The sequence below is a fragment of the Verrucomicrobium sp. genome (assembly GCA_028283855.1).
Classification (GTDB): Bacteria; Verrucomicrobiota; Verrucomicrobiia; order Methylacidiphilales; family GAS474; genus GAS474.
Genome location: JAPWJX010000005.1, coordinates 190,075 through 213,937, shown reverse-complemented (window position 1 = coordinate 213,937; position 23,863 = coordinate 190,075). Strand labels below are relative to the sequence as shown.

General features: G+C 66.1%; 19 protein-coding genes and 2 tRNA genes. 14 read left to right on the top strand and 7 right to left on the bottom strand.

The features are described from left to right. The first annotated feature begins 1 nt into the window (after position 1). The 14 genes from PW734_10615 to PW734_10550 all read left to right on the top strand — a co-directional run bounded on the left by PW734_10615 (position 2) and on the right by PW734_10550 (position 15,436). Complete coding sequence (locus PW734_10615) at positions 2-499, top strand: bifunctional nuclease family protein (GenBank protein ID MDE1171639.1); 498 nt, start codon at positions 2-4, stop codon at positions 497-499. 9 nt (positions 500-508) lie between these two features. After that, on the top strand, positions 509-1,990 hold the full coding sequence (locus PW734_10610) for a gluconokinase (GenBank protein MDE1171638.1): 1,482 nt from the start codon (positions 509-511) through the stop codon (positions 1,988-1,990). Positions 1,991-2,008: 18 nt separating this feature from the next. Further along, entirely contained in the window at positions 2,009-2,797 is a 789-nt protein-coding gene (panC, locus tag PW734_10605) for a pantoate--beta-alanine ligase (protein ID MDE1171637.1), read from the top strand. Next, the gene (locus PW734_10600) at positions 2,794-3,918 is read left to right on the top strand and encodes an N-acetylmuramoyl-L-alanine amidase (protein MDE1171636.1); all 1,125 of its coding nucleotides are present in this window, start codon (positions 2,794-2,796) and stop codon (positions 3,916-3,918) included. Before panC ends, PW734_10600 begins: the two co-directional genes overlap by 4 nt. After that, a complete protein-coding gene (locus tag PW734_10595) occupies positions 3,915-5,078 on the top strand; it encodes an ATP-binding protein (GenBank protein MDE1171635.1) in 1,164 nt (387 codons plus the stop codon). The genes PW734_10600 and PW734_10595 overlap by 4 nt, the downstream gene beginning before the upstream one ends. Then, on the top strand, positions 5,075-6,451 hold the full coding sequence (locus tag PW734_10590) for a sigma-54 dependent transcriptional regulator (protein MDE1171634.1): 1,377 nt from the start codon (positions 5,075-5,077) through the stop codon (positions 6,449-6,451). Before PW734_10595 ends, PW734_10590 begins: the two co-directional genes overlap by 4 nt. Before the next feature lie 6 nt (positions 6,452-6,457). Continuing rightward, the gene (locus PW734_10585) at positions 6,458-8,236 is read left to right on the top strand and encodes a glycosyltransferase family 39 protein (GenBank protein MDE1171633.1); all 1,779 of its coding nucleotides are present in this window, start codon (positions 6,458-6,460) and stop codon (positions 8,234-8,236) included. Positions 8,237-8,378: 142 nt separating this feature from the next. Next, the gene (locus PW734_10580; protein MDE1171632.1) at positions 8,379-9,746 is read left to right on the top strand and encodes an outer membrane beta-barrel protein; all 1,368 of its coding nucleotides are present in this window, start codon (positions 8,379-8,381) and stop codon (positions 9,744-9,746) included. Positions 9,747-9,785: 39 nt separating this feature from the next. After that, positions 9,786-12,023: a polysaccharide biosynthesis tyrosine autokinase gene (locus tag PW734_10575; protein MDE1171631.1), complete on the top strand. Its 2,238-nt coding sequence runs from the start codon at positions 9,786-9,788 to the stop codon at positions 12,021-12,023. A 17-nt stretch (positions 12,024-12,040) separates the two neighbouring features. Then, on the top strand, positions 12,041-12,679 hold the full coding sequence (locus PW734_10570; protein MDE1171630.1) for a polysaccharide biosynthesis/export family protein: 639 nt from the start codon (positions 12,041-12,043) through the stop codon (positions 12,677-12,679). Between the two features lie 46 nt (positions 12,680-12,725). Then, positions 12,726-12,799, top strand: a tRNA-Arg gene (locus tag PW734_10565). A 15-nt stretch (positions 12,800-12,814) separates the two neighbouring features. After that, positions 12,815-12,885 (top strand) — tRNA-Gly (locus PW734_10560). 57 nt (positions 12,886-12,942) lie between these two features. Continuing rightward, positions 12,943-14,274, top strand: coding sequence for a TAXI family TRAP transporter solute-binding subunit (locus PW734_10555; protein ID MDE1171629.1), 1,332 nt, complete (start codon positions 12,943-12,945; stop codon positions 14,272-14,274). Between the two features lie 13 nt (positions 14,275-14,287). Continuing rightward, positions 14,288-15,436 carry a cysteine desulfurase family protein gene (locus tag PW734_10550; protein ID MDE1171628.1) on the top strand — a complete coding sequence of 383 codons (1,149 nt, stop codon included), beginning with the start codon at positions 14,288-14,290 and terminating at the stop codon, positions 15,434-15,436. Here the strand turns inward: PW734_10550 and PW734_10545 are convergent. The 7 genes from PW734_10545 to PW734_10515 are packed head-to-tail and all read right to left on the bottom strand — an operon-like array spanning position 15,406 to position 23,825. After that, complete coding sequence (locus PW734_10545) at positions 15,406-16,089, bottom strand: methyltransferase domain-containing protein (protein MDE1171627.1); 684 nt, start codon at positions 16,087-16,089, stop codon at positions 15,406-15,408. The two genes, PW734_10550 and PW734_10545, sit on opposite strands and share 31 nt — an antisense overlap. Further along, the gene (locus PW734_10540; protein MDE1171626.1) at positions 16,089-16,634 is read right to left on the bottom strand and encodes a hypothetical protein; all 546 of its coding nucleotides are present in this window, start codon (positions 16,632-16,634) and stop codon (positions 16,089-16,091) included. Before PW734_10540 ends, PW734_10545 begins: the two co-directional genes overlap by 1 nt. Before the next feature lie 16 nt (positions 16,635-16,650). Next, a complete protein-coding gene (locus PW734_10535; GenBank protein MDE1171625.1) occupies positions 16,651-17,373 on the bottom strand; it encodes a methyltransferase domain-containing protein in 723 nt (240 codons plus the stop codon). Next, a complete protein-coding gene (locus tag PW734_10530; protein MDE1171624.1) occupies positions 17,370-18,800 on the bottom strand; it encodes a pyridoxal-phosphate dependent enzyme in 1,431 nt (476 codons plus the stop codon). Before PW734_10530 ends, PW734_10535 begins: the two co-directional genes overlap by 4 nt. 15 nt (positions 18,801-18,815) lie before the next feature. Beyond that, entirely contained in the window at positions 18,816-20,291 is a 1,476-nt protein-coding gene (locus tag PW734_10525) for a hypothetical protein (protein MDE1171623.1), read from the bottom strand. 13 nt (positions 20,292-20,304) lie between these two features. Next, on the bottom strand, positions 20,305-22,062 hold the full coding sequence (locus PW734_10520) for an ABC transporter ATP-binding protein (GenBank protein MDE1171622.1): 1,758 nt from the start codon (positions 22,060-22,062) through the stop codon (positions 20,305-20,307). Further along, the gene (locus tag PW734_10515; protein MDE1171621.1) at positions 22,059-23,825 is read right to left on the bottom strand and encodes an ABC transporter ATP-binding protein; all 1,767 of its coding nucleotides are present in this window, start codon (positions 23,823-23,825) and stop codon (positions 22,059-22,061) included. The genes PW734_10520 and PW734_10515 overlap by 4 nt, the downstream gene beginning before the upstream one ends. Positions 23,826-23,863 lie beyond the last annotated feature (38 nt).

Genomic DNA, 23,863 nt, shown 5'->3' with positions numbered 1-23,863 from the left:
GGTGAAATCCGACGTCGTACCCGTGCAGGTCGTGGGCATTACCCCCACGGACAATCAGGGCGTCGCCATCCTGCTGGGGAACACGGAAAAGGTCTTTGTCATCACCGTGGACGCCTACGTCGGACGGGCCATCGCCATGTCCCTGCGCGGGGAGAAGAACGAGCGCCCCCTCACCCACGAGCTGATCGGCCTCATCTTCGAGGCCTTCTCCATCTCCCTGGACCGCGTCATCATCAACGATCTGCGGAGCAACACCTACTTCGCCCGCCTGATTCTCCACGCGGAGAACGAGGTGCACAAAAAGATCATCGAGATCGACGCCCGCCCGAGCGACTGCCTAGCGCTGGCCCTGGCCTCCCAGCGCCCCATCCTGGTCAGCCGCGAGGTGTGGGACGAGGTGGAGGACGCCTCCGAGCTGCTGGAAAAGATGAAGCAGGCCCAGCAGGAAGAGGAGCAGGATCCGCCGGACGAGCCCTCCTTCGGCGAGGACATCAAGTAGCCTGCCCGCATGGCGGTCCTGGCCATCGATATCGGCACCTCGTCGACCCGCTGCGCGGTCTATGACCGCCGGGGCGTCCGGCGGGTGGAAACCACCGCCCAAATCGCCTACCCGCTCCAGACCTCCCCCGACGGCCGGGCCGAGCTGCGCCCCGCCGACATCCAACGGGCCGTCCTGAAGACCGTTTCCGCCGCGCTCAAGAAATGGCGCGGCGGGCCGATCGCCGCCGTCGGCGTCTCCTGCTTCTGGCACAGCCTCCTGGCCCTGGACGAAAAGGGCGCGCCGCTCTCCGCCGTCTTCACCTGGGCCGATTCCCGCTGCCATCCGGAGGCGGAGCGGCTCCGCGCGCGCGGCGGGGAACGCCGCCTCCACGCCCGCACCGGCTGCATGGCCCGGGCCTCCTTCTGGCCGGCCAAGCTCCTTTGGCTCCGCCGCGCCCAGCCCTCCCTTTTCAAGAAAACCGCCCGCTGGGTTTCTCCCGGGGAGTGGATCATGGAAAAATGGTGCGGCCGGGCCCACGTCTCCCTCTCCATGGCCAGCGGCACCGGCCTCCTCGACGGGCGCAAGCTGGCCTGGGACACCCCTCTCCTCCGCCGCTGCGGCCTCTCCGCGCGGAAGCTCAACCCCCTGAGCGAGGCGCCGCTGCCCACCCACCCCCGCCTGGCGGCTAAATTCCCGTCCCTCCGCGACGCCCGCTGGTACCCGGCCTTGGGCGACGGCGCGGCCAGCAACCTGGGCTCCGGCGCCCTGCGGCCCGGCGTGGCCGCCATCAACTTCGGCACCAGCGGCGCGCTGCGCGTCGGCGTCCGCGCGGGCAAGGGAGCCCAGGGGCCGCTGGCCCCGCTGGGCCTCTTCGCCTACCGGATCGACGCCGATTACCGCCTCCTGGGCGGCGCGATCAGCAACGCGGGCAACCTCCGCGCCTGGGCCCTCCGCGTCCTGCGGCTGCCGGACGCCGCCGCGCTCGAAAGGGAAGCCGCGCGCCGCCTCGGCCCCGCGCCGGGCCTGGAAATGCTCCCCTTCCTGGCCGGGGAGCGCGCCCCCACCTGGCCGGACGGCATCCCCGCTGCCTTCTTCGGCATGACGCAGGCCACGACCGCCCTCGACCTCCTTCACGCGCTGGAGGAGGCCAGCTACCTGCGCCTGGCCCGCATCGCGGAGCTGGTGGAAAAGACGGCGGGCCGCCGCCTTTCCTACATCGTCTCCGGCGGCCTCCTCCACTCCCCCGCCGCCCTTCAGCAGCTGGCCGACGTCCTGGGACGCCCGGTCCATCCCTCCCTGGAGCCGGAAGCCTCCCTCCGGGGGGCCGCCCTCTACGCCCTCCAAAACTCGGGACTTCTGCAAAAGAATCTCCGCCCCCTCCATGGACCCGCCGTTCGCCCCCGTCCCCAGGCCGCGCGGGCCTACGCCGCCGCCCGGGAAAAACAGGCATCCCTGGAGGCCGAATTAGGGCGATGGAAAACTCTCGGCGGAAGCGTTCAGGTTCGTTAGCTTCCCTCTCCCGGAAAAATGAAAACCGTTTCCGATCCCGCCCTCATGCAGCGCACCGCCCTGGCCTGGCGGCGGCGCGGCGTCCGCATTGCCCTGGTGCCCACGATGGGGGCCCTTCACGCAGGGCATGCCCGTTTGATCGAAGTGGCCCGCCAAAAGGCGGGAAAGAAAGGCAAGATCGTCGTCTCCATCTACGTCAATCCCACCCAGTTCGGCCCCCGGGAAGATCTGACCCGCTACCCGCGCCCGCGCCGGGCCGATCTGGCCCTCTGCCGCAAGCTGGGCGTCGATCTCGTCTTCGCCCCCGGCAACCTCTACGCGCCCGGCCATTCCACCTGGGTCACGGAAGAGGCCCTTTCCGAAGGCCGCTGCGGCGCCTCCCGCCCCGGCCACTTCCGGGGCGTCACCACCGTGGTGACCAAGCTCTTCACCCTCGTCCAGCCCGACCTGGCCTGCTTCGGCTGGAAGGACGCCCAGCAGCTGGAAGTCGTCACCCGGATGGCGCGGGACCTGAACCTGCCCGTCCGCATCGTGCCGGTAGAAACCGTGCGGGACCGGGACGGCCTGGCCCTCAGCTCCCGCAACCGCTACCTCTCCCCGGAAGAGCGGCAGCGCGCCCTGGCCATCCCGCTCCTCCTGCGCGTCGCCGCCGGGCGGACCGGCGGGGAAGCGTGGCTCCGCCGCCACCTGGCCAAGGCCCCCGGCCTCAAGCTCGACTACGTCACCCTCTCCGGCGGGCGCCTCTGCGTCGCCGCCTGGGTGGGGAAGACCCGCCTTTTGGACAACGTCCCCTGCCCCGTCAAATGATGCGGCGGCTGCTCCTTCTTCTCCTGGCGGTCCTGGCGTTCTCCCCCGCCGAAGCCCGCGCCGCGGACGATTCCTGGCACCTCGTCTCCCTCAACCGCCGGGAATACGTCACCCTGCACGACTTCTGCCGCTTTTACGGCTTCGACTTTCCGGGAGCGATGGACGGAAAGGTCTGCGTCCTGAAAGGGCCGCGAGGGACCCTGCGGCTCCAGCTGGACAGCGCCGCCATCTATCTCAACGGCGTCCGCTACTACCTTTGCTTCCCCGTCGTGGAGAGCGACGGGAACTGGCTCCTCTCCCGCCTGGACCTTAGCTACCTGCTGGAACCCGCCCTGCGCCCCTACCGCATCTCCGGCCGCCGGGCGTTCCTGGGCGTCGTCATCGACGCCGGGCACGGCGGCACGGACAACGGCGCCACCAGCACGCGCGGGAAGATGGAGAAGAACTACGCGCTGGACACCGCCTTCCGCCTGGAGGCGATCCTGCGCAAGCACAACATCCAGACCGTCCTCACCCGCCGCCGGGACGAGTTCGTCCCGCTGGAGGAGCGCGCCCGCTTCGGGGAGCGATACAAGGACTTCATCTTCGTCGCCATCCACTTCAACTCCGCCAATCCCGCCGCGCGCGGCCTGGAAACCTACGTGGAGACGCCGCGCGGCGCCGCCTCCACCAGCTCGGAAGGCTACCTCCGCATGTCCGACTACCAGCGCGTCCCCGGCAACGAGCAGGACATGTGGAATACCCTGCTGGGCTACGAGATCCACCGCCAGATCATCCGTCTCAACCCCGGCGACACAGAGGCCGACCGCGGCCTGAAACGCGCCCGCTTCGTCGTTCTGAAGGAAAACAGCCTCCCTTCCGTCCTGGTGGAAGGAGGCTTCCTGACCAACCCGCTGGAAGCCGCCGCCGTCGACCTGCCGCTCTACCGCCAGCGGCTGGCCGACGCCATCGCCACCGGCATCGAAAACTTCCTGCAGGAAAGCAGCGACCAGCCCGTGGCCACGCCCGCCAACGCGCCGCGCCCGGTTCCCGTGGCCGCGCCGGCACCGGCGCCCGCCGCCTCCGAACAGAGCGAGACGGAGGCCGACTTCCGCCCGGCAGAGGAGGACCGGAACCCGTGAAGAAGAGCAGCTTCCTGGACAAGTTCCTCCACCGGATCGACCGCGTCGGCCCCGGCGACCTGCAGCACTATTTGATGCAGCTGGCCCGGGACAAGGGATTCCTGGAGGCGATCTTCAACAGCCTCCAGGAGGCCATCCTGGTCGTCGATCCGGACGGGCGCATCATCTACATGAACGACGGCGTGGAGCGGCTCCTGGGCATCCCCCTGGAGGACGCCCTGCACCAGCCGGTCACCCGCTACCTGCGGGACGTCGACTGGACCTCCATCCTGGGCGAGCGGCGCAGCCTCAGCCGGGACTTCGAAGTTTCCTATCCGGAGCGCCGCTACCTGAATCTGACCCTGGTCCCCCTGGAGGACGACGGGCAGGAGCGCGGCGGCTTCGCCCTCATCTTCCGGGACCTGACCAGCGCCCGGGCCGAGACGCAGGAGGCCATCGAGTCGGAAAAGCTCGGCGCCCTCACCCTCCTGGCCGCGGGCGTCGCGCACGAGCTGGGCAACCCGCTCAACTCCCTGGACATCCATCTCCAGCTCCTGGAGCGGGACCTGAAGCGGCTGGGCGTCTTCAAGAAGGACCAGAACATCGCCGAGTCGTGGCAGGTCCTCCGCACGGAAATGAGCCGCCTGGACACGATTCTGGTCAACTTTCTCCGCGCCATCCGCCCGACGACGCCGCAGCTCCAGCTGGAAAACGTCAACGCGCTGCTGGAAGAATCGATCGAGTTCCTCCGCCCGGAGATCCGGGACAGGGAGCTGCACGTGGAAACGCGCCTGGACGCCGCCGCCCCGCCCCTTTGGGTCGACCGCGACCAACTCAAGCAGGCGTTCTACAACCTGATAAAAAATGCGCTGCAAGCGATGCCCGCCGGGGGTAAGCTCCTGCTGTCGACGGAGCGGACGGACACCCACCTCGTGATCACCTTTGCGGACAACGGCGCCGGGATTCCCCCGGAAAAGATCGGGCGGATCTTCGAGCCGTACTTCACCACCAAGCCTTCCGGCAGCGGCCTGGGCCTGCTCATCGTCCGCCGCATCGTGCGGGAGCACGGGGGGGATTTGGAGCTGGAGAGCCACCCCGGCGCCGGCACCACCGTCCGGCTGCTGCTGCCCCTGCCGGAAAAGCGGGTCCGCCTTCTGCCCGCGGGAGAAAGCGCGGCATGACCGGCGTCACCGGCAACCTGCCCGGCCTCCTCATCGTGGAGGACGAAAAGAACACCCGCGACGGCCTCCGCCGCGCGCTGGAGGACAAATTCGAGGTCTACCTGGCCTCCGACATCCAGACCGCCTGGAACGTGCTGGAAAGCGAGCCTGTCGACCTCCTCCTGACCGACCTCCGCCTGGGGACCGACAGCGGCATGGACCTCCTCTCCAAGGCGCAGAGCCTGCCCAAGCCGCCCATCTGCATCCTCATGACCGCCTACGGCTCCGTCGACACGGCGGTCCAGGCCATGCGCCGGGGCGCGTACGACTACGTCACCAAGCCCCTCCACCTCGACAAGCTGGAGCTGCTCCTCACCCGCGCCCTGCGCTCCAACAAGGTGGAGGCGGAGAACGTCCAGCTGCGCCAGGAGCTGGACCAGAAATACGGCCTGGAAAAGATCCTGGGAAACTCCCCCGCCCTGCGCGAGGTGCTGGAAAAGATCAAGCAGGTGGCCAATTCCCGCGCCAGCGTCCTCATCGAGGGGGAGAGCGGCACGGGCAAGGAACTGGCCGCCCAGGCCCTCCACCGCCTGAGCAGCCGCAAGGGGCACCCCCTCATCACCGTCCACTGCGCCGCCCTTTCCCCGCAGCTTTTGGAGAGCGAGCTCTTCGGCCACGAGAAGGGCGCCTTCACCGGCGCGGTGGAGCGGCGCATCGGCCGCTTCGAGGAGGCCAACCACGGCACCCTCTTCCTGGACGAGATCGGCGAGATCGACGGCGCCACCCAGGTAAAGCTCCTGCGCGCGATCGGGGAACGGACCGTCCAGCGCGTCGGCAGCAACAAGCCGATCGAGGTCGACGTCCGCCTCATCACCGCCACCAACCGCGACCTGGAACAGGAAGTGGCGGCGGGCAAGTTCCGCGAGGACCTCTTCTTCCGCCTCAACGTGGTCCGCCTCCGCATGCCGTCCCTGCGCCAGCGGAAGGAGGACATCCCCATCCTCTGCAACGCCTTCATCAAGGAATTCTCCTCCGAAAACGGCAAGAGGATCGCCGGCCTTTCCCCGGAGGCGCGGGAGGCCGTGCAGCGCTACGACTGGCCGGGCAACGTCCGCGAGCTGCGGATGGCGATGGAACACGGCGTCGTCCTGGCGCGGGGCGACCTCATCACCCCGGCCGACCTGCCGGAGCGCCTCTTTCAAGGCACCCCGCTCCGCAGGGGAGAAGAGGCTCCCTCCGCCGACGGCCTCAACTTGGAAGCGATGGAAAAACGCTACATCGCCCAGGCTCTCCGCCAGCATCGCGGCAACCGGACGGAGGCCGCCGAGGCCCTGGGCATCAGCCGCCGGACGCTGCACCGAAAGCTGAAGGAATACGGCTTGGAAGGAATGTAAAACGCCATGACGACGATCCAGGAAACGATCTACAACCTCGAACAAGGACGCGGCGTCTCCTGGGTCCGCTGGATCGTCTTCCTCGTCGCCTTCTTCGTCCTGGCGGGCTGGCTCAACCTTTTCCAATTCCGCGGCTTCGCCTCCCAGGAGGCGATGGACGACGCGCAGCTGGCCCGGCAGCTGGCCCAGGGGCACGGCTTCACCACCTACTTCGTCCGCCCCGCCGCGCTGGCCCAGATGCGGGACCGCGCCTACCTGCGCCAGGGCGGCCTCATCACCTCCCCTGCCACGGCCTCCTCCCGGGCGGTCGACCTCACCCGCCTGCCGGACACCGCCAATCCGCCCCTCTACCCCCTCTGCCTGGCCGCCTTGTTCAAGGTCAGCGGCGTCTCCTTTTCCGTGCCGCCGGAAAAGCTAAGCAACTTCCACTTCTTCACGCCGGAACTGGCGGTCAATCTCTTCAACCAATTCTGCCTGGCTCTCACCGCCGTCGCGGTCTTCCTGCTGGGGCGCTCCCTCTTTGACCAGCGGGTCGGCCTCTTGGCCGCCGCGGCCTGTTTGGCGGGGGACCTGAATTGGCGTTTTTCCCTCTCCGGCCTGCCCGTCTGCCTGACTCTCCTCCTCATCACCCTCGCCGCCCTCTTCCTGCACCGGGCACTGCTGCGGGAGGAAGAAGGAAGATCCTGGCCCTGGCTTTCCCTGGCCCTGGGCGCCTTCTTCCTGGGGCTGGCGGTCCTAAGCCAATACACCGCCGGGTGGCTGCTGCCGCCGTTCCTGGCCGCCGCGCTCCTTGGCCTGCGGGCGCGCTGGCGCACCGCCGCCCTGTTGCTGGCCGTCTGGGGCGTGCTCCTGACTCCCTGGGCTCTCCGGGAAATCGCCCTCACCGGCAATCCGGTGGGCGTCAACACGCTGCTCCTGGGCACCGGCGGGGAGTCTTATCCCGGCACCTCCCTGGAACGCTCCTACCGCTTCAAGACAGGCGTCCTCATCTGGCAGGAAGGATTGCACAAGGCCGCCCACGGCCTCCGCTACCATATCGAAAATTTCTACCGCCTCCTGGGGACCGGCATCGCCCCGGCCTTCTTCCTCGTCGGGCTTCTTTACCTTTTCCGCCGCCGCCGGGGGCAGATCGTGCGCGGCTTCGTCCTGGTCGGCCTTCTCTGCCTGGCTTTTGGCACCTCCCTGGTGAAGGCGGAGCCGGAACCGGCCACCTTAGCCAATACTCTTTTCCTTCTTTGGCCGTTAGTGACTCTGCTCGGCGCCTCCTTCTTCTTCATCCTGCTGGACCGCCTGCAAGTCTCCGGCGTCCTCCGCCCCTGGGTTATCGGGCTTTTTTTGGCGGTCAACTCGCTTCCCCTCCTGGCCACCCTGGCCGGTTCCGGCCGCGGCGCTTTTGCCTATCCCCCTTATTTCCCCCCCATCCTCCTTTACAGCGCCCCCTGGTTCGAGCCGAACGAGGCCATCGCCAGCGACATGCCCTGGGCCGTGGCCTGGTATCAGAACCGCCCGTCCCTCTGGCTTCCCGCCACCCGCAAAGACTTCATGGAGATCCACGACTACGTCTCCTCCATCCGCGGCGTCCTCTTCACCCCCGTCAGCCGAAACGCCGCCAACCTCTTCGACATCGAGCGCGGCGAATGGGCCGAATGGGAGTCCCTAATCAATAAAAAGGGGTATCCGCCCGATTTCCCGCTCCAAACCGCCCTCCCACTCCCCCCCAACGGCAGCGACTACCTCCTCTTCGCCGACCACGTCCGGTGGCCTGTCGCGGAAAAATCGCCGTAACCCCCTTTACACAGTAAACCTTTCGGTTTACTTTTGTCGCACATTCTGATTCGTTGTCTGCATTTTACTTTTTTGGTGCGTGAAATGAATTACTCTGGTAATTACGTAAGAAGCTGCTTCGCTTAAGACCTTTTCGGCCTGAATGAAAAAAATAGCGATCGCCGCCGCTTTCCTTCTCGCCTGGGATCTCTCTTTTGAGGTCCACGCCCAGCAATTAAGCCCGGAGGCCATGCAATACGCCCCCAGCAGCCTGGGGAACAACACGCTGACAGCTCCGGCCGACCAAAACGCCTCCGCCGTCACCCCCTCCCCGTCTCAGCAGCCCCCGCCCTCCTACGCCGCCGGGGCGTCCAACGACATGCGGAACAACGTCCCCATGTCCCACGCCGACAACAAGCGCCTCTTCACCGTCAGCGCCACCGTTCGCGAGGCCTACGACGACAACATCTATACCACCCCGAACAACAAGACCTCCCAGTTCGAGACGATCGTCCAGCCCAGCTTCCTCTTCAATTACCCGATGGAGAACACGCTCCTGGCCGCCCGTTATACCTTCGGCGCCACCTATTATCCGGACCGCAGCGGCAGCAGCTTCGACCTAAGCCACGACTTCCTGGCCCGCGTGAACCACTCCTTTTCCGACCGCTTCAACCTGGACGTCCGCGACCGCGTCCTGAACACCACCCAGCCGGAAATCTCCAGCGGCGCCACGGTAAACCGCGTGGCGGGCAGCTTCGTGGAAAACACCTTCACCATGCAGGGCACCGCCCAGTGGATGCCCAAGCTCAGCACCGTCACCACCTTCACCAACGACTACTTCGGCTACGACGATCCCACCCAGTCCCTTTACAACGACCGCGACGTAAACATCCTCCAGAACGACTTCCGCTTCCTGCTGACCTCCACCACCACCCTCGTGGCGGGCGGCACCTACACCGACGTCGGCTACGCCAATTCCTTCGTCCCCGCGGGCGCCACCGCCGCCGTCCGGCGCGACTGGCAGTCCTACACCGGCTACGTCGGCCTGGATTACAACATCTCGCCGGAAATCCTCCTCGGCGCCCGCGTCGGCGGCGTGGAAGCCGACTACCAATCCCTGGGCAGCGCGCTCAATCCCTATGCCAGCGCCTTTGCCACCTGGCAGATCGGCCCCCGCAGCTCCCTGAGCTTCAACTACGTCCACACCGTCTCCCAGACAGACGTGAACAACTACGACAGCCAGGTGAGCGACAACTTTGCCATCACCGGCCGCTACATGATCACCCCCCTCCTCACCGCCCGCCTCCAGGGGGACTACAACCTGGGCGTAAGCGACGCCAATTCCTCCCTGGTCGCCGGGGCCGGAGACTTTCTGGAAAACACCCTGGGCGTCGACTTCGGCCTGAGCTACGAGCTGAACAAGTATCTGAACCTCAGCCTCAATTACAGCTACACCCACGTCAATTCGGACGATCCCGGCCGCGCTTACGACCGCAACGTCGTCTCCCTGGGCCTGACGGCCACCTACTAATGGCCTTCCCCATCGAGGCCCTTTTCCTTATCCTTTCCCATGAGGGCCCCCACCGCCCTTAAGCTGCACGACATGGCTATCGCATCCGATCTCATCGAGACACCGGCTTTCCGCGATTACTGGCGGGTCATCCGCGCCCGCTCCGGGATCATCTTCACCCTTTTCCTTTTGGCCCTCAGCACGGGCTACGTCGTCTCCGCCTTCCTGATGAACAAGCAGTACGGCGGCACCGTCCAGATCCGCGTGCTGAAAAACGAGAAGGACATCCCCGTCTTCGACCAGCGGGATCCCAACTACTTCGACCCCGTCTTCTTCGAGTCGGAAAAGGAGACCCTGGAGTCGAAGGAAATCCTCTACCCCATCATCGACAAGCTCGACCTGGTCCGCGTCTGGTCCCAACGCTACATGCACGGGGAGCGGGACCTGCGAAAGGACGAGGTCTACGACCTCCTCCGCCGCCACCACCTGAAGATCGACCCCCAGCGCGGCTCCAACATCATCGAAATCACCGTCCAGACGGAGGACATGGAGGAGGCCCCCCGCATCGCCAACGAGATCGCCCGCCAATACGTCTCCTCCCGCACCGAACGCGAAACGCAGAACGCCAGCCGCGGCCTGCAAAGCGTCAGCGACCAGGTCAAGACCCAGCAGGAGGAAGTCCGCAAGGCCAAAGAACGCGTCGAGGACCTGCGCCGCAAGCTCGACATCGACGTCACCGGCCTCGTCGGCACCAGCGCGGAAATGCAGCTGACCGACCAGGAACTCCAGCGCAAGCAGCAGATGCTCGACGAGCAGCGCACGGACACCGAGGCCCGCCGCGTCCGCCTGGAGAGCCTCAAGAACCTGAGCGACGCGCAGCTCCTCAGCACCCTGCCCTCCCTCAACCTGGACGACACCAACATCACCCAACTCCAGGACCAGAAGTTCCAGGCGGAATCCAACCTGCAAAGCCTGCTTAAGAGCGGCTTCGGGCCGGAGCATCCGCGCGTCCAGTCCCTCCGCGCCGCCCTGGCCAAACTCAACGAGCAGCTCAACAGCCTGGCGGAAGGCAAGAGGACCGCCCTGCAGATCGACCTCCAGGTCAGCCAGGAAAAGTTGGCCCTCCTGAAGAAGGACGTCGACTCCCTCCGGCAAAAAGTCCGGGAAGAGCGAAGCGACAAGATGGCCCCCTACCTCGACGCGGTAAAATACGCGGAAACCCAGCAAATCATCCTCGACCAGCTCAACATCCGCTTCAAACAGGAGAGCGTCGACAAGCAGGTCACCGGCGAGCCCGCCCTCATCATCTCCCCGGCGGAACCCAACCCGAAGCCCGTCCGCCCCATCCTCCTCCTCAACCTGGCCCTGGCCGGCTTCGGCGGCCTCGCCCTGGGCCTGGGCGTCGCCTTCTTCATCGAGCACCTCGACACCAGCGTGAAGACCATCGCGGAGGTCGAAAGCGTCCTGGGCGTTCCCGTCCTGGCCCTCGTCCCCCACGGCGCCCGCCCGCTCAACCAGGAGCCGCCCGATTCCCCCTTTGCCGAGAGCTACCGCATCCTCAGCGCCCGCATCGATCTGCAAAACGGCAGCGGCCCCCAGCAGGGCAACGCCTTGAGCATCCTCAGCGGCGGCCCCGGCGAGGGCAAGTCGACCACCCTCTTCAACCTCGGCTACGTCTGCGCCCAGGCGGGCAAGTCCGTCGTCCTGGTCGACGCCGACCTCCGCCGCCCCTCCCTCCACCGCATCCTGGGATGGGACCTGGCCCCCGGCCTTTCCGACTTCCTGGAACAGGACGGCCCCGTGGCTCCCTACCTCTTCTCCACCCCCATCCCGAACCTCCACGTCGTCCTGGCCGGCTCCAATCCCGCGGAGGCCAAAAACCGCTTCAGCAACCAAGCCCTGCGCCGGATGCTCGACGAGCTGAAGAGCCTGTATCAAGTCGTCCTCATCGACTCCCCGCCCGCCCTGGGCGTGAGCGACGCCTCCATCATCTGCCACGAGGTCGACAAGACCGTCCTCGTCATCCAGCACCGCCGCTACCCCAAGGACATCTCCCTGCGTGCCAAGCACACCATCACCGAGGTGCAGGGAAACCTCATCGGCGTCGTCCTCAACGCCGTCTCCCGCCACGCCGACGAGGGCTACTACCACTACGGCGCCTACGCCGACTACTACGGCAAGCCGACCGAAGGAAAAAAGAAGCAGGCACGGCGTGACGACAAGAAGGGCAAGGGCGGCCCCTCCGCCAACGGCAACGGCATCCACGCCCCCACGCCCGTCCGCACCGAGGATTTCTAAAACCCTCCCCTTTTCCGATGAACCGCCTCCTCCTGCTCCTGGCCGCCTGCCTCCTCGTCGCCGCCTGCGGCGGCGGCTTCTCCTCCACCGGCGCCAACACCGGCACCGCCGCCTACCAGCCCTCCCCCGCCGTCACCCCGGAAGGAACGGCCCAGACCCCGGCCGCCGCGCCGGAAACCGACCTCCTGCGCGTCGGCGACGTCCTGACCATTCGCCTCTCCGGCGTCCCCTCGGACGACGCCGGCATCTACGAGGTGAAGATCGGCGACGAGGGCGACATCTCCATGCCCTACGCGGGCAAGTTTCAGGCCGCGGGCCGCACCACCTCCCAGCTCAAGGAAGACATCGAGACGGCCTACCGGGAAAAGAAAATTTACTCCACCCCCAACATCACCATCGTCCCCCAGCTGCGCTACGTGAACGTGAGCGGGGAGGTCCGCCAGCCCCAGCGCATCCCCTTCACCAACGACCTCAGCGTCCTGCGCGCCATCACCGCCTGCGGCGGCTTCACCGACTACGCCAACAAGCGAAAGGTCAAAATCCTGCGCAACGGCGCCCTTATCCGCTTCAACGCCGTCGAGGCCCTCAAGAATCCCACCCTGGACATCGCCCTCCAGGCGGGCGACCAGATCCAGGTCGACCGGGGAATCTTTTAGGGGCTTGCCAAATTCGGCGATTTCGGCACTCTTGCTTTTCCTTCACGGGCCCTTAGCTCAGCGGATTAGAGCGTCTGACTACGGATCAGAAGGTCAAAGGTTCGAATCCTTTAGGGCCCAATTTTCAATTTTCCCGCGGGTGTAGTTCAATGGTAGAACGGCAGCCTTCCAAGCTGCACACGAGGGTTCGATTCCCTTCACCCGCTCCCCTTTCTATCAACGCCTTACGGCGTTAGTGTCACAACAGTGTCAGTAAGTCGCTTATGAATCCCCCGGAAGCCCCCTCCAAACTCAACGCTCCCCTCTCCCGATTGGAAGAAACCTTCGGCATCAGCCATCAAGGCGCCATCGGAGCGGCTTGCTTCATCGCGCTGGTCATCGTCGCCGCCGTCTTCTTCTTCATCCACTCCGCGCCTCCCACCCACCTCACGATCACCGCCGGTCCGGAGGGGAGCATTTTTTACACGACCGCGCAGAAATACGCCGCGATCCTCAAACGCCAAGGCGTGACGCTCCGCGTCCTTTCCTCCCACGGCTCCTTGGAAAACCTGCAACGGCTGAACGATCCCTCCGCCAAGGTCGACATCGGCTTCGTCCAGGACGGCGTCACGTCGGAGGAATATCCCAATCTCATGTCCCTGGGCAGCGTCTCCTACCAGCCCCTCCTCGTCTTCTACCGCGGCACGACGGCGGTCGACACCCTGGCCGCTCTGGCCGGGAAGCGCGTCGTCATCGGCAGCCAGGGCAGCGGCACGCGGCAGATCGCCCTCACCCTTCTGGAGGCCAACGGCATCCGTCCGGACGGGGCCACCACACTCCTGGATTGGGACCCGCAGCGCTCCTCCCAGGCGCTCTTGAACGGCCAGGTGGACGCCGTCTTTCTCATGGGGGAGGACGCCTCCATCGCCATCCTTCGCGGGCTGCTCACCGCGCCCGGCGTCCATCTCTTAAGCTTTTCCCAGCAGGAAGCCTACGCCCGCCGCTTCAACTGGCTGAGCACGCTTAAGATGCCCGAGGGCGCGATCGACCTGGCCAAGGACGTCCCGCCCCGGGACGTTTACCTGGTGGGGCCGACCATCGAGCTCGTCGCGCGGAAAAAGCTCCATCCCGCCCTGTCCGACCTGATCCTCGGCGCGGCCCAGGAAATCCACGGGCGCCCCTCCCTGTTCCAAAAGAAAGGCGAATTCCCCGCGCCGATGGAACACGGCTTCCGCCTGAGCGACGACGCGCTGCGCTATTACCGATCCGGGAAGAGCTTCCTCTACCACCACCTCCCTTTCTGGCTGGCCAGCGTGGTCAGCCGCATCCTGGTGGTGATCATCCCGGCCATCGTCGTCATCCTGCCCACGCTGCGGCTGCTGCCAGTCGCCTACCGGTGGCGGATGCGCGGGCGGCTCCTGCGGTGGTATCGCGCCCTGCTGGCGCTGGAAAAGGACCTCTTCACCCATCCCGAAGGCGACCGCGCGCCGCTCCTCAAGCGGCTGGAAGAGATCGAACAGGCGGTCAACCAGCTACGGCTGCCCGCCTCCTTTGCCGACCAGTTCTACTCCCTGAGGCAGCACGTCGATTTCGTTCGCGCCAAGATCACCGCCTAATTCCCGCGCCGCCGTGTATTTCGACTACCTGGCCACCACGCCTCCCGATCCCCGCGTCCTCGACGCCATGCGCCCCTACTGGGAGGGCCGCTTCGGAAACCCCCACGCTGACGCGCACATCTACGGCCTGGACGCCAAGGAGGCGGTGGAAGAGGCCCGTGCCAAGCTGGCCCGCCTGCTCCCGGGCGCCCGGGGGGAGTGGACCTTTACCTCCGGCGCCACGGAGGCCAACAACCTGGTTCTCAAGGGCCTAGCCGACCTGGCCCCGGCGGGCCGCACCCGCATCCTGGTTTCCGCCATCGAACACCCCAGCGTCTTAGAGACCGCGCGCTTCCTGCGGGGGCGCGGCTTCACCGTGGATGAGCTGCCGGTCAACAACGACGGAGCGCTGGACGTCGACGCTTTCACTTCCCGACTCGGCGAGGACGTCCTCCTTGCCAGCGTCATGTGGGCGAACAACGAGACCGGCGTGATCCAGCCCGTCGAGGCCGCCGCCCGGCTCTGCCGGGAGCGCGGCATCCTCTTCCACACGGACGCCACCCAGGCCGCAGGCAAGATCCCCCTGGAAACCGTCCCTGATTTTCTCTCCCTTTCCGCCCACAAGCTTTACGGGCCCAAGGGCATCGGCGCCCTCTACGTGGGACCGGGCCTCCGATCCCGCCTGGGTGTCCAGATCCATGGCGGCGGCCAGCAGGATGGGCTCCGCTCCGGCACGGTGGCGGTCCCCCTCACCGTCGGTTTGGGCGCGGCGGTCGATGCGGCCCTAGCCGGGATGACGGAGGAGGCCCGCCGCCTTCAGGACATCCGGAACCGCTTTGAAGAAGGCCTCCGCGCCTCCTTTCCCGATCTGCGCGTGAACGGGGAGCCTTCCCCCCGTCTGTCCCACGTCAGCCACTTCCAGATCCCCGGCGTGCCGATGGCCGACTTGATGGCGGCGCTTCCCGAAATCGCCGTGGCACGCGGCTCCGCCTGCAGCACGGGCGGGGAAGAGATCTCCCACGTGATGGCTGCCATGCGGATGGAATTCTTCGCCCACGAATGCCTGCGGGTCAGCTTCGGCCGCCCCACGACGCAGGCGGACGCCGAAGCCCTCTTGGCCAGCGTTGCGGAAACGGCCGCGGCGATCCGGGATCAGGCCGGTTTTTCCGCGCAGAAGAAATAGGCGCGGGGATGGTTCTCCATCCCGGTGGAGAAAACGGACCAATCCGCCACCTTTAAGCCCGCGTCCTCTATCGCCTGCCGCAGCGTCTTTTCCTCAATCCGGACCCGGCCGGCCAGGCGCTCCCGGGCCAGCGCCTCCAGGGAGGGCGTCCACGCCACGTAATCCAGCGTGCAGCCGATCAGGCGCCCTCCCGGAACCAGACGGGCGGCGCAGAAGGAAGCGATGCGCCGCAGTTCCTCCTCATCCTGGGCGCACTCCAGAAGCTCGACGGCCAGGAGAGCGCCATAGGTTCCCTCCCCCGCTTCCAGGGCGTCGATCTGGGCCACGTCCGCGACGGCATGGAGCTTTTCCAGCCATGTCTCCCGGGATAGGCCGGAGGGTGGCACGTCGGCAAAATCGCGCTCCAGCATGGCCGGAGTCAGCTGGTCCAGGCGGGCGGCCAGCCCGGCCAGGACCGCCTCGTTCCGGTCCGCGAAGCGGAGGGCCGCCGCCTTTCGCAGATAGCCCAGCGCCCAATAGAAGCCGACCGCGCCGCACCCCAAGTCGAGGACGGAGGCCCCCTCCGGCACATGGCGCTCCACAAAGCGGAGGATCTCCGCCCGGTAGGGAGTCAGCGGGGCGTAGATGTAGTCGAAGTCGCAGGCTTCCTGCATCAGACCTGCGGCACCGGATAGCCGGGGGGATAGGTCGCCAGCTCGACGAATTTCTTGTCGCTGTAAGGGAACTTTTCCCCGGTCTTCTCATCCCACAGGTAGTGGGGCGCTCCGTAGAAGTCGCCGACGTGGATATGGAAGCCCAGGGAGGGAATGGTGCCGCGGTTGGAGGCCGCATGGACTCCATCCCGCATGATGAAGGTATGCGGATGGGTGAACTCGACCTCCTTGAGGAACTCGATCTTCCCGTCCTCTCTCTCACGATAGATGCGGTTGGTCTCCACGCCCTCGTAGATGCCGGAGACGACCGGCATGCCGTGGTTGTGCGCCGGATAGCCGACGCCCGGCTCGAACCGGATGTGGTAGATGCTCAGGAGCGGGGACTGGTGCAGGAGGTAGTCTTCCACGTCGATCGGCGGCAGGGCGGCCTTAAGGGCCTCCGCGTCGGCCATGAAGCGCTGGAGGAGCTTCTCGATCTCGGCGGGCGGATCGGCTTTGTCTAGGGCGGCGACGCAATCGGCGACGAACTGTTCAACCATGGTCATGATCCGTTTTCCTTGTTTAGGCGTGGCGGGCGTAGAAGCAAATCGCCTCGTCGTAATTGGCCTGCAGGGTCTTGTAGGTTTCCAGGGCCTCCAGGTTCCAGCCCGCGTCGGAGAAGGCCTGGCGCGTCTCTTCGACACGGGGGTTTAGGATGCCTTCCCGCTTGATGCTGATCTGCTCCTGGGTGGTGGGCAGCAGCACGTCATAGGGCAGGATGACGCCCAGAAAGAGCCCGCCCGGCTTTAGGAGGGACTTGGCCGTCCGCAGGGAGGAGACGAACTCCGCGTAGGTGTCGGCGATCTCGATCGACTCCATCGCCATGACGAAGTCGAACTGACGGTCGGCCTTGTCGTGAATGAAGTTGAAAACCCGCACGTCGACGGTCTTGCCCACGATGTTCTCCGCGATCGACTGGGGATCGACGGGCTGGGGGATGATCCCCTCCGCGCCGAGGAAGCCAAGGGTCTCTCCGAAACTTTCGGCCAGGAAGTCGGGAGAGAGGGTCTCGATGCTGGCCTGCTGCTCGGCGATGTTCTCCGGCACGATGTCGTAGAAGGAGAGGCTGTCCGCCTTGTGGGCGTAGCCCATGGCCCAGTAATGTCCGGCCTGTCCGCAGCCCAGGTCCAGGACGTCGCCGCCGCCCACGCGGGCGACGATGCGCTTGAACTTCTCCCGCCGCATGTGGCTGAGCGGGCGGAACATGTATTGGTAGTTGTCCGCGGTGTCGATGAAGGTGCTCATACGCCGCTCTCCGCGCGCTGCTTCAGGCCGCTGAGGCTGACGTAGCCCTTTTCCCGGGCCTGGTTGGCCACGGTGTGGGCGCCGCCCGTCTCCGGCTTGGCCATGCCGGAAGCCAGCGTGACGCCCGCCTTCTTGCAGCCGTTGATGCCGCCCTTGAGGGAATAGGCGTCATAACCCTGCGTGCGCAGGAAGGCGGCGTATTTCCGGGAAATGTTGCCGATGCCGCAGGCAACCAGAATCTTCCGGCTCTTGTCGGAGATCGGCCCCTCTTCGATCATCTGGCCGAAGAGCTCGTCCAGGATGTTCACCGCGCCGGGCAGGTGGCCCATGTTGTAGGCAAAGTTGCCGCGCACGTCGATGACCAGGGGGTTTCCATCCCCAAGGAACTGGGACAGCGCCTCCGCCTCCAGGGCGGGCGCCGCCTCCACATCCGCCGCGGACAGGGCGTCGACGCGGGGGCGCGTCGACGTGGCGGTGGTGAATAGCTCGGGATAGTATTTCTTGATGTAGGTCATGTAGGGCTCGACCCGGTCGCAGATGATGAAGGCGGCCTTCTTCCTCACGCCGGTGCCCTCCAGCTTGGCGTCCTCTTCCTGAAGGCGCTTGAGGCCGACATGGTATTGGAGGCCGGAGGTAGGCCCCGCCAGGATGCCGAAGTTGCGGCAGAGGGAGATGATCCCCTCCACGGAGTCCCGCGCGGTGCCGTGGATGAATTCGTCGAAGACGTCCTTGTCGAAGAAGCTGGTCTCCCACAGCTCGTTCATGTTGCGGCCGCCCGGCACGTGGTGGCCGGGAGAGGCGACGACGCCCCAGCACGCCGTCTTCTCCTTGAAGTTCTCCTTGGCGTATTTGATGACGCCCATGCTGGAGCCGCAGGTGCCCAGGAAGTTGATGTAGTAGTGAAACTCGCCGATGTCCTCGTGAATCTCCTTGGCCGTGGTGGCGTAATGGGACTGGAGGTTGAGGGGGTTGAATATCTGGTCGGTGTAGAGGTATTTCTCCGGCTCCGCCTTGGCCACGCCGTCGGCCACGGCGAAGAAGCTGTTGTTGTCCATCGGGTCCGGGCAGTCGGAGAGGGAGGGCAGCTCCTCGATCTGCGCGCCCAGGAGCTGCAGGATCATGCGGATTTCCGGCAGCTTGATGCGGTTGGTATAGACGCGAAAGTCCAGGCCGTTGACCGCGCAGATGGCGGCCAGGGACTTGGCGGTGTTGCCGCTAGACCCCTCGATGACGGTCTTCTTCTTGGCCAAAAGCTCTGCCATGTGCGGCTCCAGCATGCCCTGGGCGATGCGGTCCTTGAGGGAGCCGAAGGGATTGAGCAGGTCGAGCTTCGCGTAAAGGTCGATGTTCTTCAGCCCGGTTTTGGCCGGGTCGAGTTTCATGATCGGCGTCCGGCCGATGGCGTCTTGGATTTTCTCGATGATCATAGGTCTGGTTTCTGGTTAGGCGGCGTAGGGGCTGTAGGCTTCCTCGGACAGGAGGGACCACTCCCCGCCCCGCTCCTGGGCGACGAAGCGGCGTCCCATCGGATGCTGGTGAGGGTTGGAGTCCTCAAAGTCCGAATTGTAAGCCGCGGTATTCGTGAAGCAAAGCAGATCCCCTTCCCGCGGCACCTGGTCGAAAACGATGCGGCGCTTGGTGATGACGTCCTCTTCCCGGCACATGTTGCCGATGACGTTGGCGGCAAAGGGGCGGGCCTGCCCTTCCTTCTGCCGGGGAATCAGGTAGGGGTCGTAGAGGATCTCGGTCACGCCCTGGGAGAGGCTGTAGATATTACCGTCGACCAGGACCAGCGGCGTGCCGTCGGCAGCCTCCTTGACCCCCACGACGCGAAGGAGGGTGAGCCCGCATTGCTGGAGGAGGGCGAAGCCCGGCTCGACCGCGATGGAGAACATGTTCTCCGCGAAAATCTCCGCCAGGGGGCGGCCCCGGAAGGCGTCGTTCTGCAGCACGGTGGTTAGGACGTCCTGGAACTCCTCGTCGGAGGCGTATTTGCCCTGTACCCGCTCACGGCCGGCGATGGCCCCCTTTTCGCTGATCGACATGCCGAGGCCGAAGTTTCTCCACGTGCCGGTCCCGGTTTTGTCCAGGAGGCCCTGGGCAAGCTGGTCGATGAAGTCGGACCAGTCCTGGGCGTTGGCCACGCGGATGCTGCGCAGGCCGCCGCCGATATCGACGATCGTCGGCGCGAAGCCCGCCGCGTAAGCCTGCTCCATCAGGGAAAGAAGGTTGTCGATGAAGCCCGCCTTGGCGTCCCGATTCCGCTCGTCATTGTGGTTGTGGAAGCCCTTGAGGACGAGGCGGGGCACGGTGGGCAGCCACTCGAAGATCCGCGGCAGGCTCTCCTGCGGAATGCCGAAGCGGGAGGCGGCGGCAATGGCGCTGCGGTCGCGGGAGCGGATGTTGCTGATGCGCAGGAGAATCTGGGCGGACGCGATCTCCGGGTGCTCTTCCAAAAGCTCGGCCAACTTCTCCAGCTCGTCCTCCGAGTCGCAGGAGATAAGGCAGCCCTGCATGAGGGCCAGGCGAAGGAATTCCCGGTTCTTTGGCCCGGTGCAGATGATCCGCTCCCCGGTGAAGCCGGCCCCCAGGGCGGCGACAAGCTCGTTGCGGGAGGCGACGTCGATGCCGATGCCGCTTTTCCGCGCCTGCTTGGCCAGGGCCGACGACTTGCACGCCTTGTGGGCGAAGTAGATCTGATGGTCGAGGCCCAGGCTCTCGAAGGCCTCCCGCATCTGCGCGACGTTCCGCTCCAACGCGCCCGGGGTGATGAGGTGAACGGGGCCATTATGCAGCGCGGCGGCGCGGAAGAGGGTATCGGTGCTGTCCAAGAGGGCCTTCATCTCCGGGCCCAGGCGGGGCGGGACGCGGACGGGAAGCGAGGGATTGGCGGGTTTTTCCAGGGTGTTGGTCTGCATGGGTGTCTCCAAATCAAATGTGCCAGGAGGCGGCGGCCGCCTGGCTCTCCCACATCGTCTTGTAAAGGCCGCCGGAGACCAGCAGCTCGGCATGGGTGCCGCGCTGGACGATGCGGCCCTCTTCCAGCACGACGATCTGGTCGGCATGGGTGACGGTCGCCAGCTTGTGGGCGATGACGACTAGGGTCTTGTTCTCGGAAAGGGCGGCGAAGGCCTTCTGGATGTCCTTCTCGGCGGAGGGATCGATGGAGGCTGTCGCCTCGTCCAGGAGCACGATGGGGGCGTCTTTGAGGAGCGCGCGGGCGATGGAGAGCCGCTGCTTCTCCCCGCCGGAAAGACGGCCGCCCCCCTCCCCGATGAGGGTCTCATAGCCCCGGGGCAGGCGCAGGATGAAGTCATGGCACTGAGCGCGGCGGGCGGCTTCCTCCACCTCCGCGTCGCTGGCCTGCGGACGGCCCATGCGGATGTTCTCCCGCACCGTGTCGTGGAAGAGGACCACGTCCTGGAAAACGATCGCGATGTCTCCCAGGAGTTCATCCGCCTCCATCCGGCGCAGGTCCACGCCGCCGATGAGGACGCGCCCCTGATCGGGGTCCCAGAAGCGGGCAGCGAGGTTGCTGACCGTGGTCTTCCCCGCGCCGGAAGGGCCGACGAGCGCCGTCATGCTCCCCTCCGGAATACGGAGAGAGACGTCCTGGAGGACGGGCGCGCCGCCCTCTTCGTAGCGGAAGGAGACGTTCTGGAACTCGATGTCGAAGGCGCGGGGACGCTCTGCCCGCTCGGGGACCTCCTGGCGGGGCAGGGAGAGCACCCCGTCCACGCGGTCCAGGGCGGCGTTGAGGTATTGGAACTCGGTCGAGAGGGCGAAGGCCTCCTGAATCGGCGCGTAAAAGCGGACGGAGAGGATCAGGGCGAAGAGGAAGGTCGGCACGTCGACCGTCCCGCCGAGCACCGCATAGGTCCCGCAGACGAGAAGGAGAGGAAAGCCGAACTCGACCAGCAGCGTCAGGACGACCAGGAAGGAGATCGCCCCCAGCTCCAGGGCCAGAACCGAGTCCCGGGTCCCCGCCAGGGAGGTTTCCAGCTGAATGAATCGCTTGCCGGTAAGGCCGTAGGACTTGAGGACCTTGATGCCCATGACGTATTCCAGCAGCCGGGCGCTCGACTGGGAGATGTTCTGGAAGTGCAGGCGGCTGTGCCGGGCCATGAAACGGTGCATCCACCGGTAAACCGGCAGGCACAGAAGAAGGCCCGCGACGAGCGCCGCGGCCAGCTTCACGTTGAGAAAGGCCAGGCCGGCCGCCAGGAAGAACGGCAGGCCCACCGCCGAGATGAAGAAGCCTACCAGGCTTCCCGCCATCTGGCCGACGAGCTGGAGGTCTTCAGTGAGAACGCTCTTCACATGGGCCAGGCGGTCGGCCTGGAAGGCGCCCAGCGGCAACGCCCGCAGATGCTCCGCGATGCGGAGCCGGAGCGCGCCGATCCGGGCGTAGCTGGCCGTGTAGATGACGACCGCCGAGCGGTGGAAGAGCGCCATCCGCAGCGCATGGCAGGCGGCCATCGCCACGGTGACCTTGACGATGTAGGCCTCGCTAAGGGTCCCCGCAAAAAGGCGGCGGAGCGTGGGATAGAGCAGCAGGTAGACGGCGGCCAACAGCAGGCTCTCCGCCAGGCGGAGAAAAAGCGCGCCGCGCTGGCCGCCGAGGGCCTTTTCATATCGGGGCAAGCTGGGACCCGCCCCCTTTCCGAATTGGAGAAGGCGTCCGATCATCGGGCCAGGCTTGGTTGGGAATGCTCGTCGAAGTGCCAGTGAGCGGCCTCGCTGTAGTCGCGCCAGAGGGAGGCGTAGAGGGGGCATTCCCGCAGGAGCGCCTCATGCGGGGCGGCCGCGACCAGCCTGCCCCGGTTCAGGACCGCGATCTGGTCCGCGCCGACGACGGTGGAGAGGCGATGGGCGATCATGACGACCGTTCGCCCCTTCATCAGGGCCCGCAACCCCTTTTGGATTTCCGCTTCGTTCACGGGGTCGGCGTAGGCCGTCGCCTCGTCCAGGATGAGGAGAGGCGCGTTTCGCAAGATGGCACGGGCGATGGAGAGCCGCTGCTTCTGCCCGCCGCTGAGAAAGCCGCCCTTCTCCCCCACCTGGCTTTCGTAGCCCCGGGGCATCGCCATGATGAATTCGTGCGCGCGCGCCATCTTCGCCGCGGCGACGATCTCGGCATCGCTCGCCTCCGGCTTGGCCAGGCGGAGATTGTCGGCCACCGTCCCCCGGAACAGGAAGACGTCCTGGAAAACGAAGGAGACGCGGCGGTACAGCTCCTCCTCTTCCACCTGGCGCAGGTCTGCGCCGCCGATCGTGATCGCGCCGCTCTCCACGTCCCAGAACCGGCCGATGAGCTGCGCCAGGGTCGACTTGCCCGCGCCGGAGGGGCCGACGATCGCGCAGGTGGTACCCTCCGGGATCGTGAGGCTGACTTCCTCCAAAGCGGCGGCCTCCGCTCCGTGGTGGGAAAAGGAGACGCGGTCGAGCACCAGGGCGTTTCCTTCCGGAGAAAGAACGGGGCCTGCCGCCGTCAGCGCCGGGGCGTTGAGGATCGACTCGATCCGCTCCAGGCTCTTGCCCGCGTAATTGAGCAGGCCGATCTGAATGGAGAGCCGGACCAGCGGCTGCAAATAGCCGACCCCCAGCAGGAGGAAGAAAAGGAGGACGTCGAATCCCACCCGGTGCTCCACCACCAGCCAAAGGCCGACCGGCAGGATAAAGAGGAGGCTCAGGTCGGGCAAGACGTTGAAGGCCGACCAGGGCTTGAGCGTCCGCTCCGCCCAGAGGACCGACTGCTCCACCTGACCCCAGACCGCCTCCCGCAGAAAGCGGGAGAGGTCCCGGTTGTAGGTCTTAATGGCCATGATGCCGGAGACGTACTCCACCAATCCGGACTGCATCCTCTCGTCGGCGCGGAAATAGGCTTCCAGCTCCTTTTCGTAATTGCGGAAGGAGGCGCGGTAGGCCAGGTAGAGGCACGGCAATACCGCCGCCGCCGCCAGCGCCAGCCGCCAATCGACCCAAAAAAAGACGGCCAGGGTGGCTGCCGGAACGGTGAGGCCGACCAGGAAGTCAGACAGGTAATGGCCCAGGAGCGTGTGGGCCACGTCGGTATCCTGGAGCACCGTCTTCTTCAGCGTGGAGGAGCCCCGCTCCATCACCGCCCCCAGCGGCAGAGCGCCGATCTTCTTGGCCAGCGCCAGCTGCAGGTCATACATCGTGCGGTAAGCCGCCAGGTGGGAAAGCAGCTTGCCGGCGGCCAGGAAAGCGTAGCGGGCCAGGAGCGCCCCCACCGCCCAGCCGGTCAACGCCAGAATATGGCGGCGTTCCGCGTCATGCCGCAGGAAGGCCTGCCCAATCGCGGCCACCAGTGCGAAGGGAATCATGCCGATCCACCCCGCCAGCACGCCGCAGACGGCCGAGACGACCAGCTTGCCCCGGTGGGGGCCCGCCAGCCGCATCAGGGAACGGAAGCTTTGCAAAAGTTTCATGGATGAAAGGGCAAATGACGAAAAACGGCGGGCTTCCC

What these genes read in the sequence shown, in the direction of transcription:
- PW734_10610 (MDE1171638.1), top strand. Translation starts at nt 509, where the DNA reads ATGGCGGTCCTGGCCATCGATATCGGCACCTCGTCGACCCGCTGCGCG.
- panC (MDE1171637.1), top strand. Translation starts at nt 2,009, where the DNA reads ATGAAAACCGTTTCCGATCCCGCCCTCATGCAGCGCACCGCCCTGGCC.
- PW734_10600 (MDE1171636.1), top strand. Translation starts at nt 2,794, where the DNA reads ATGATGCGGCGGCTGCTCCTTCTTCTCCTGGCGGTCCTGGCGTTCTCC.
- PW734_10590 (MDE1171634.1), top strand. Translation starts at nt 5,075, where the DNA reads ATGACCGGCGTCACCGGCAACCTGCCCGGCCTCCTCATCGTGGAGGAC.
- PW734_10585 (MDE1171633.1), top strand. Translation starts at nt 6,458, where the DNA reads ATGACGACGATCCAGGAAACGATCTACAACCTCGAACAAGGACGCGGC.
- PW734_10580 (MDE1171632.1), top strand. Translation starts at nt 8,379, where the DNA reads ATGAAAAAAATAGCGATCGCCGCCGCTTTCCTTCTCGCCTGGGATCTC.
- PW734_10575 (MDE1171631.1), top strand. Translation starts at nt 9,786, where the DNA reads ATGAGGGCCCCCACCGCCCTTAAGCTGCACGACATGGCTATCGCATCC.
- PW734_10570 (MDE1171630.1), top strand. Translation starts at nt 12,041, where the DNA reads ATGAACCGCCTCCTCCTGCTCCTGGCCGCCTGCCTCCTCGTCGCCGCC.
- PW734_10555 (MDE1171629.1), top strand. Translation starts at nt 12,943, where the DNA reads ATGAATCCCCCGGAAGCCCCCTCCAAACTCAACGCTCCCCTCTCCCGA.
- PW734_10545 (MDE1171627.1), bottom strand. Translation starts at nt 16,089, where the DNA reads ATGCAGGAAGCCTGCGACTTCGACTACATCTACGCCCCGCTGACTCCC.
- PW734_10540 (MDE1171626.1), bottom strand. Translation starts at nt 16,634, where the DNA reads ATGACCATGGTTGAACAGTTCGTCGCCGATTGCGTCGCCGCCCTAGAC.
- PW734_10535 (MDE1171625.1), bottom strand. Translation starts at nt 17,373, where the DNA reads ATGAGCACCTTCATCGACACCGCGGACAACTACCAATACATGTTCCGC.
- PW734_10530 (MDE1171624.1), bottom strand. Translation starts at nt 18,800, where the DNA reads ATGATCATCGAGAAAATCCAAGACGCCATCGGCCGGACGCCGATCATG.
- PW734_10525 (MDE1171623.1), bottom strand. Translation starts at nt 20,291, where the DNA reads ATGCAGACCAACACCCTGGAAAAACCCGCCAATCCCTCGCTTCCCGTC.
- PW734_10520 (MDE1171622.1), bottom strand. Translation starts at nt 22,062, where the DNA reads ATGATCGGACGCCTTCTCCAATTCGGAAAGGGGGCGGGTCCCAGCTTG.
- PW734_10515 (MDE1171621.1), bottom strand. Translation starts at nt 23,825, where the DNA reads ATGAAACTTTTGCAAAGCTTCCGTTCCCTGATGCGGCTGGCGGGCCCC.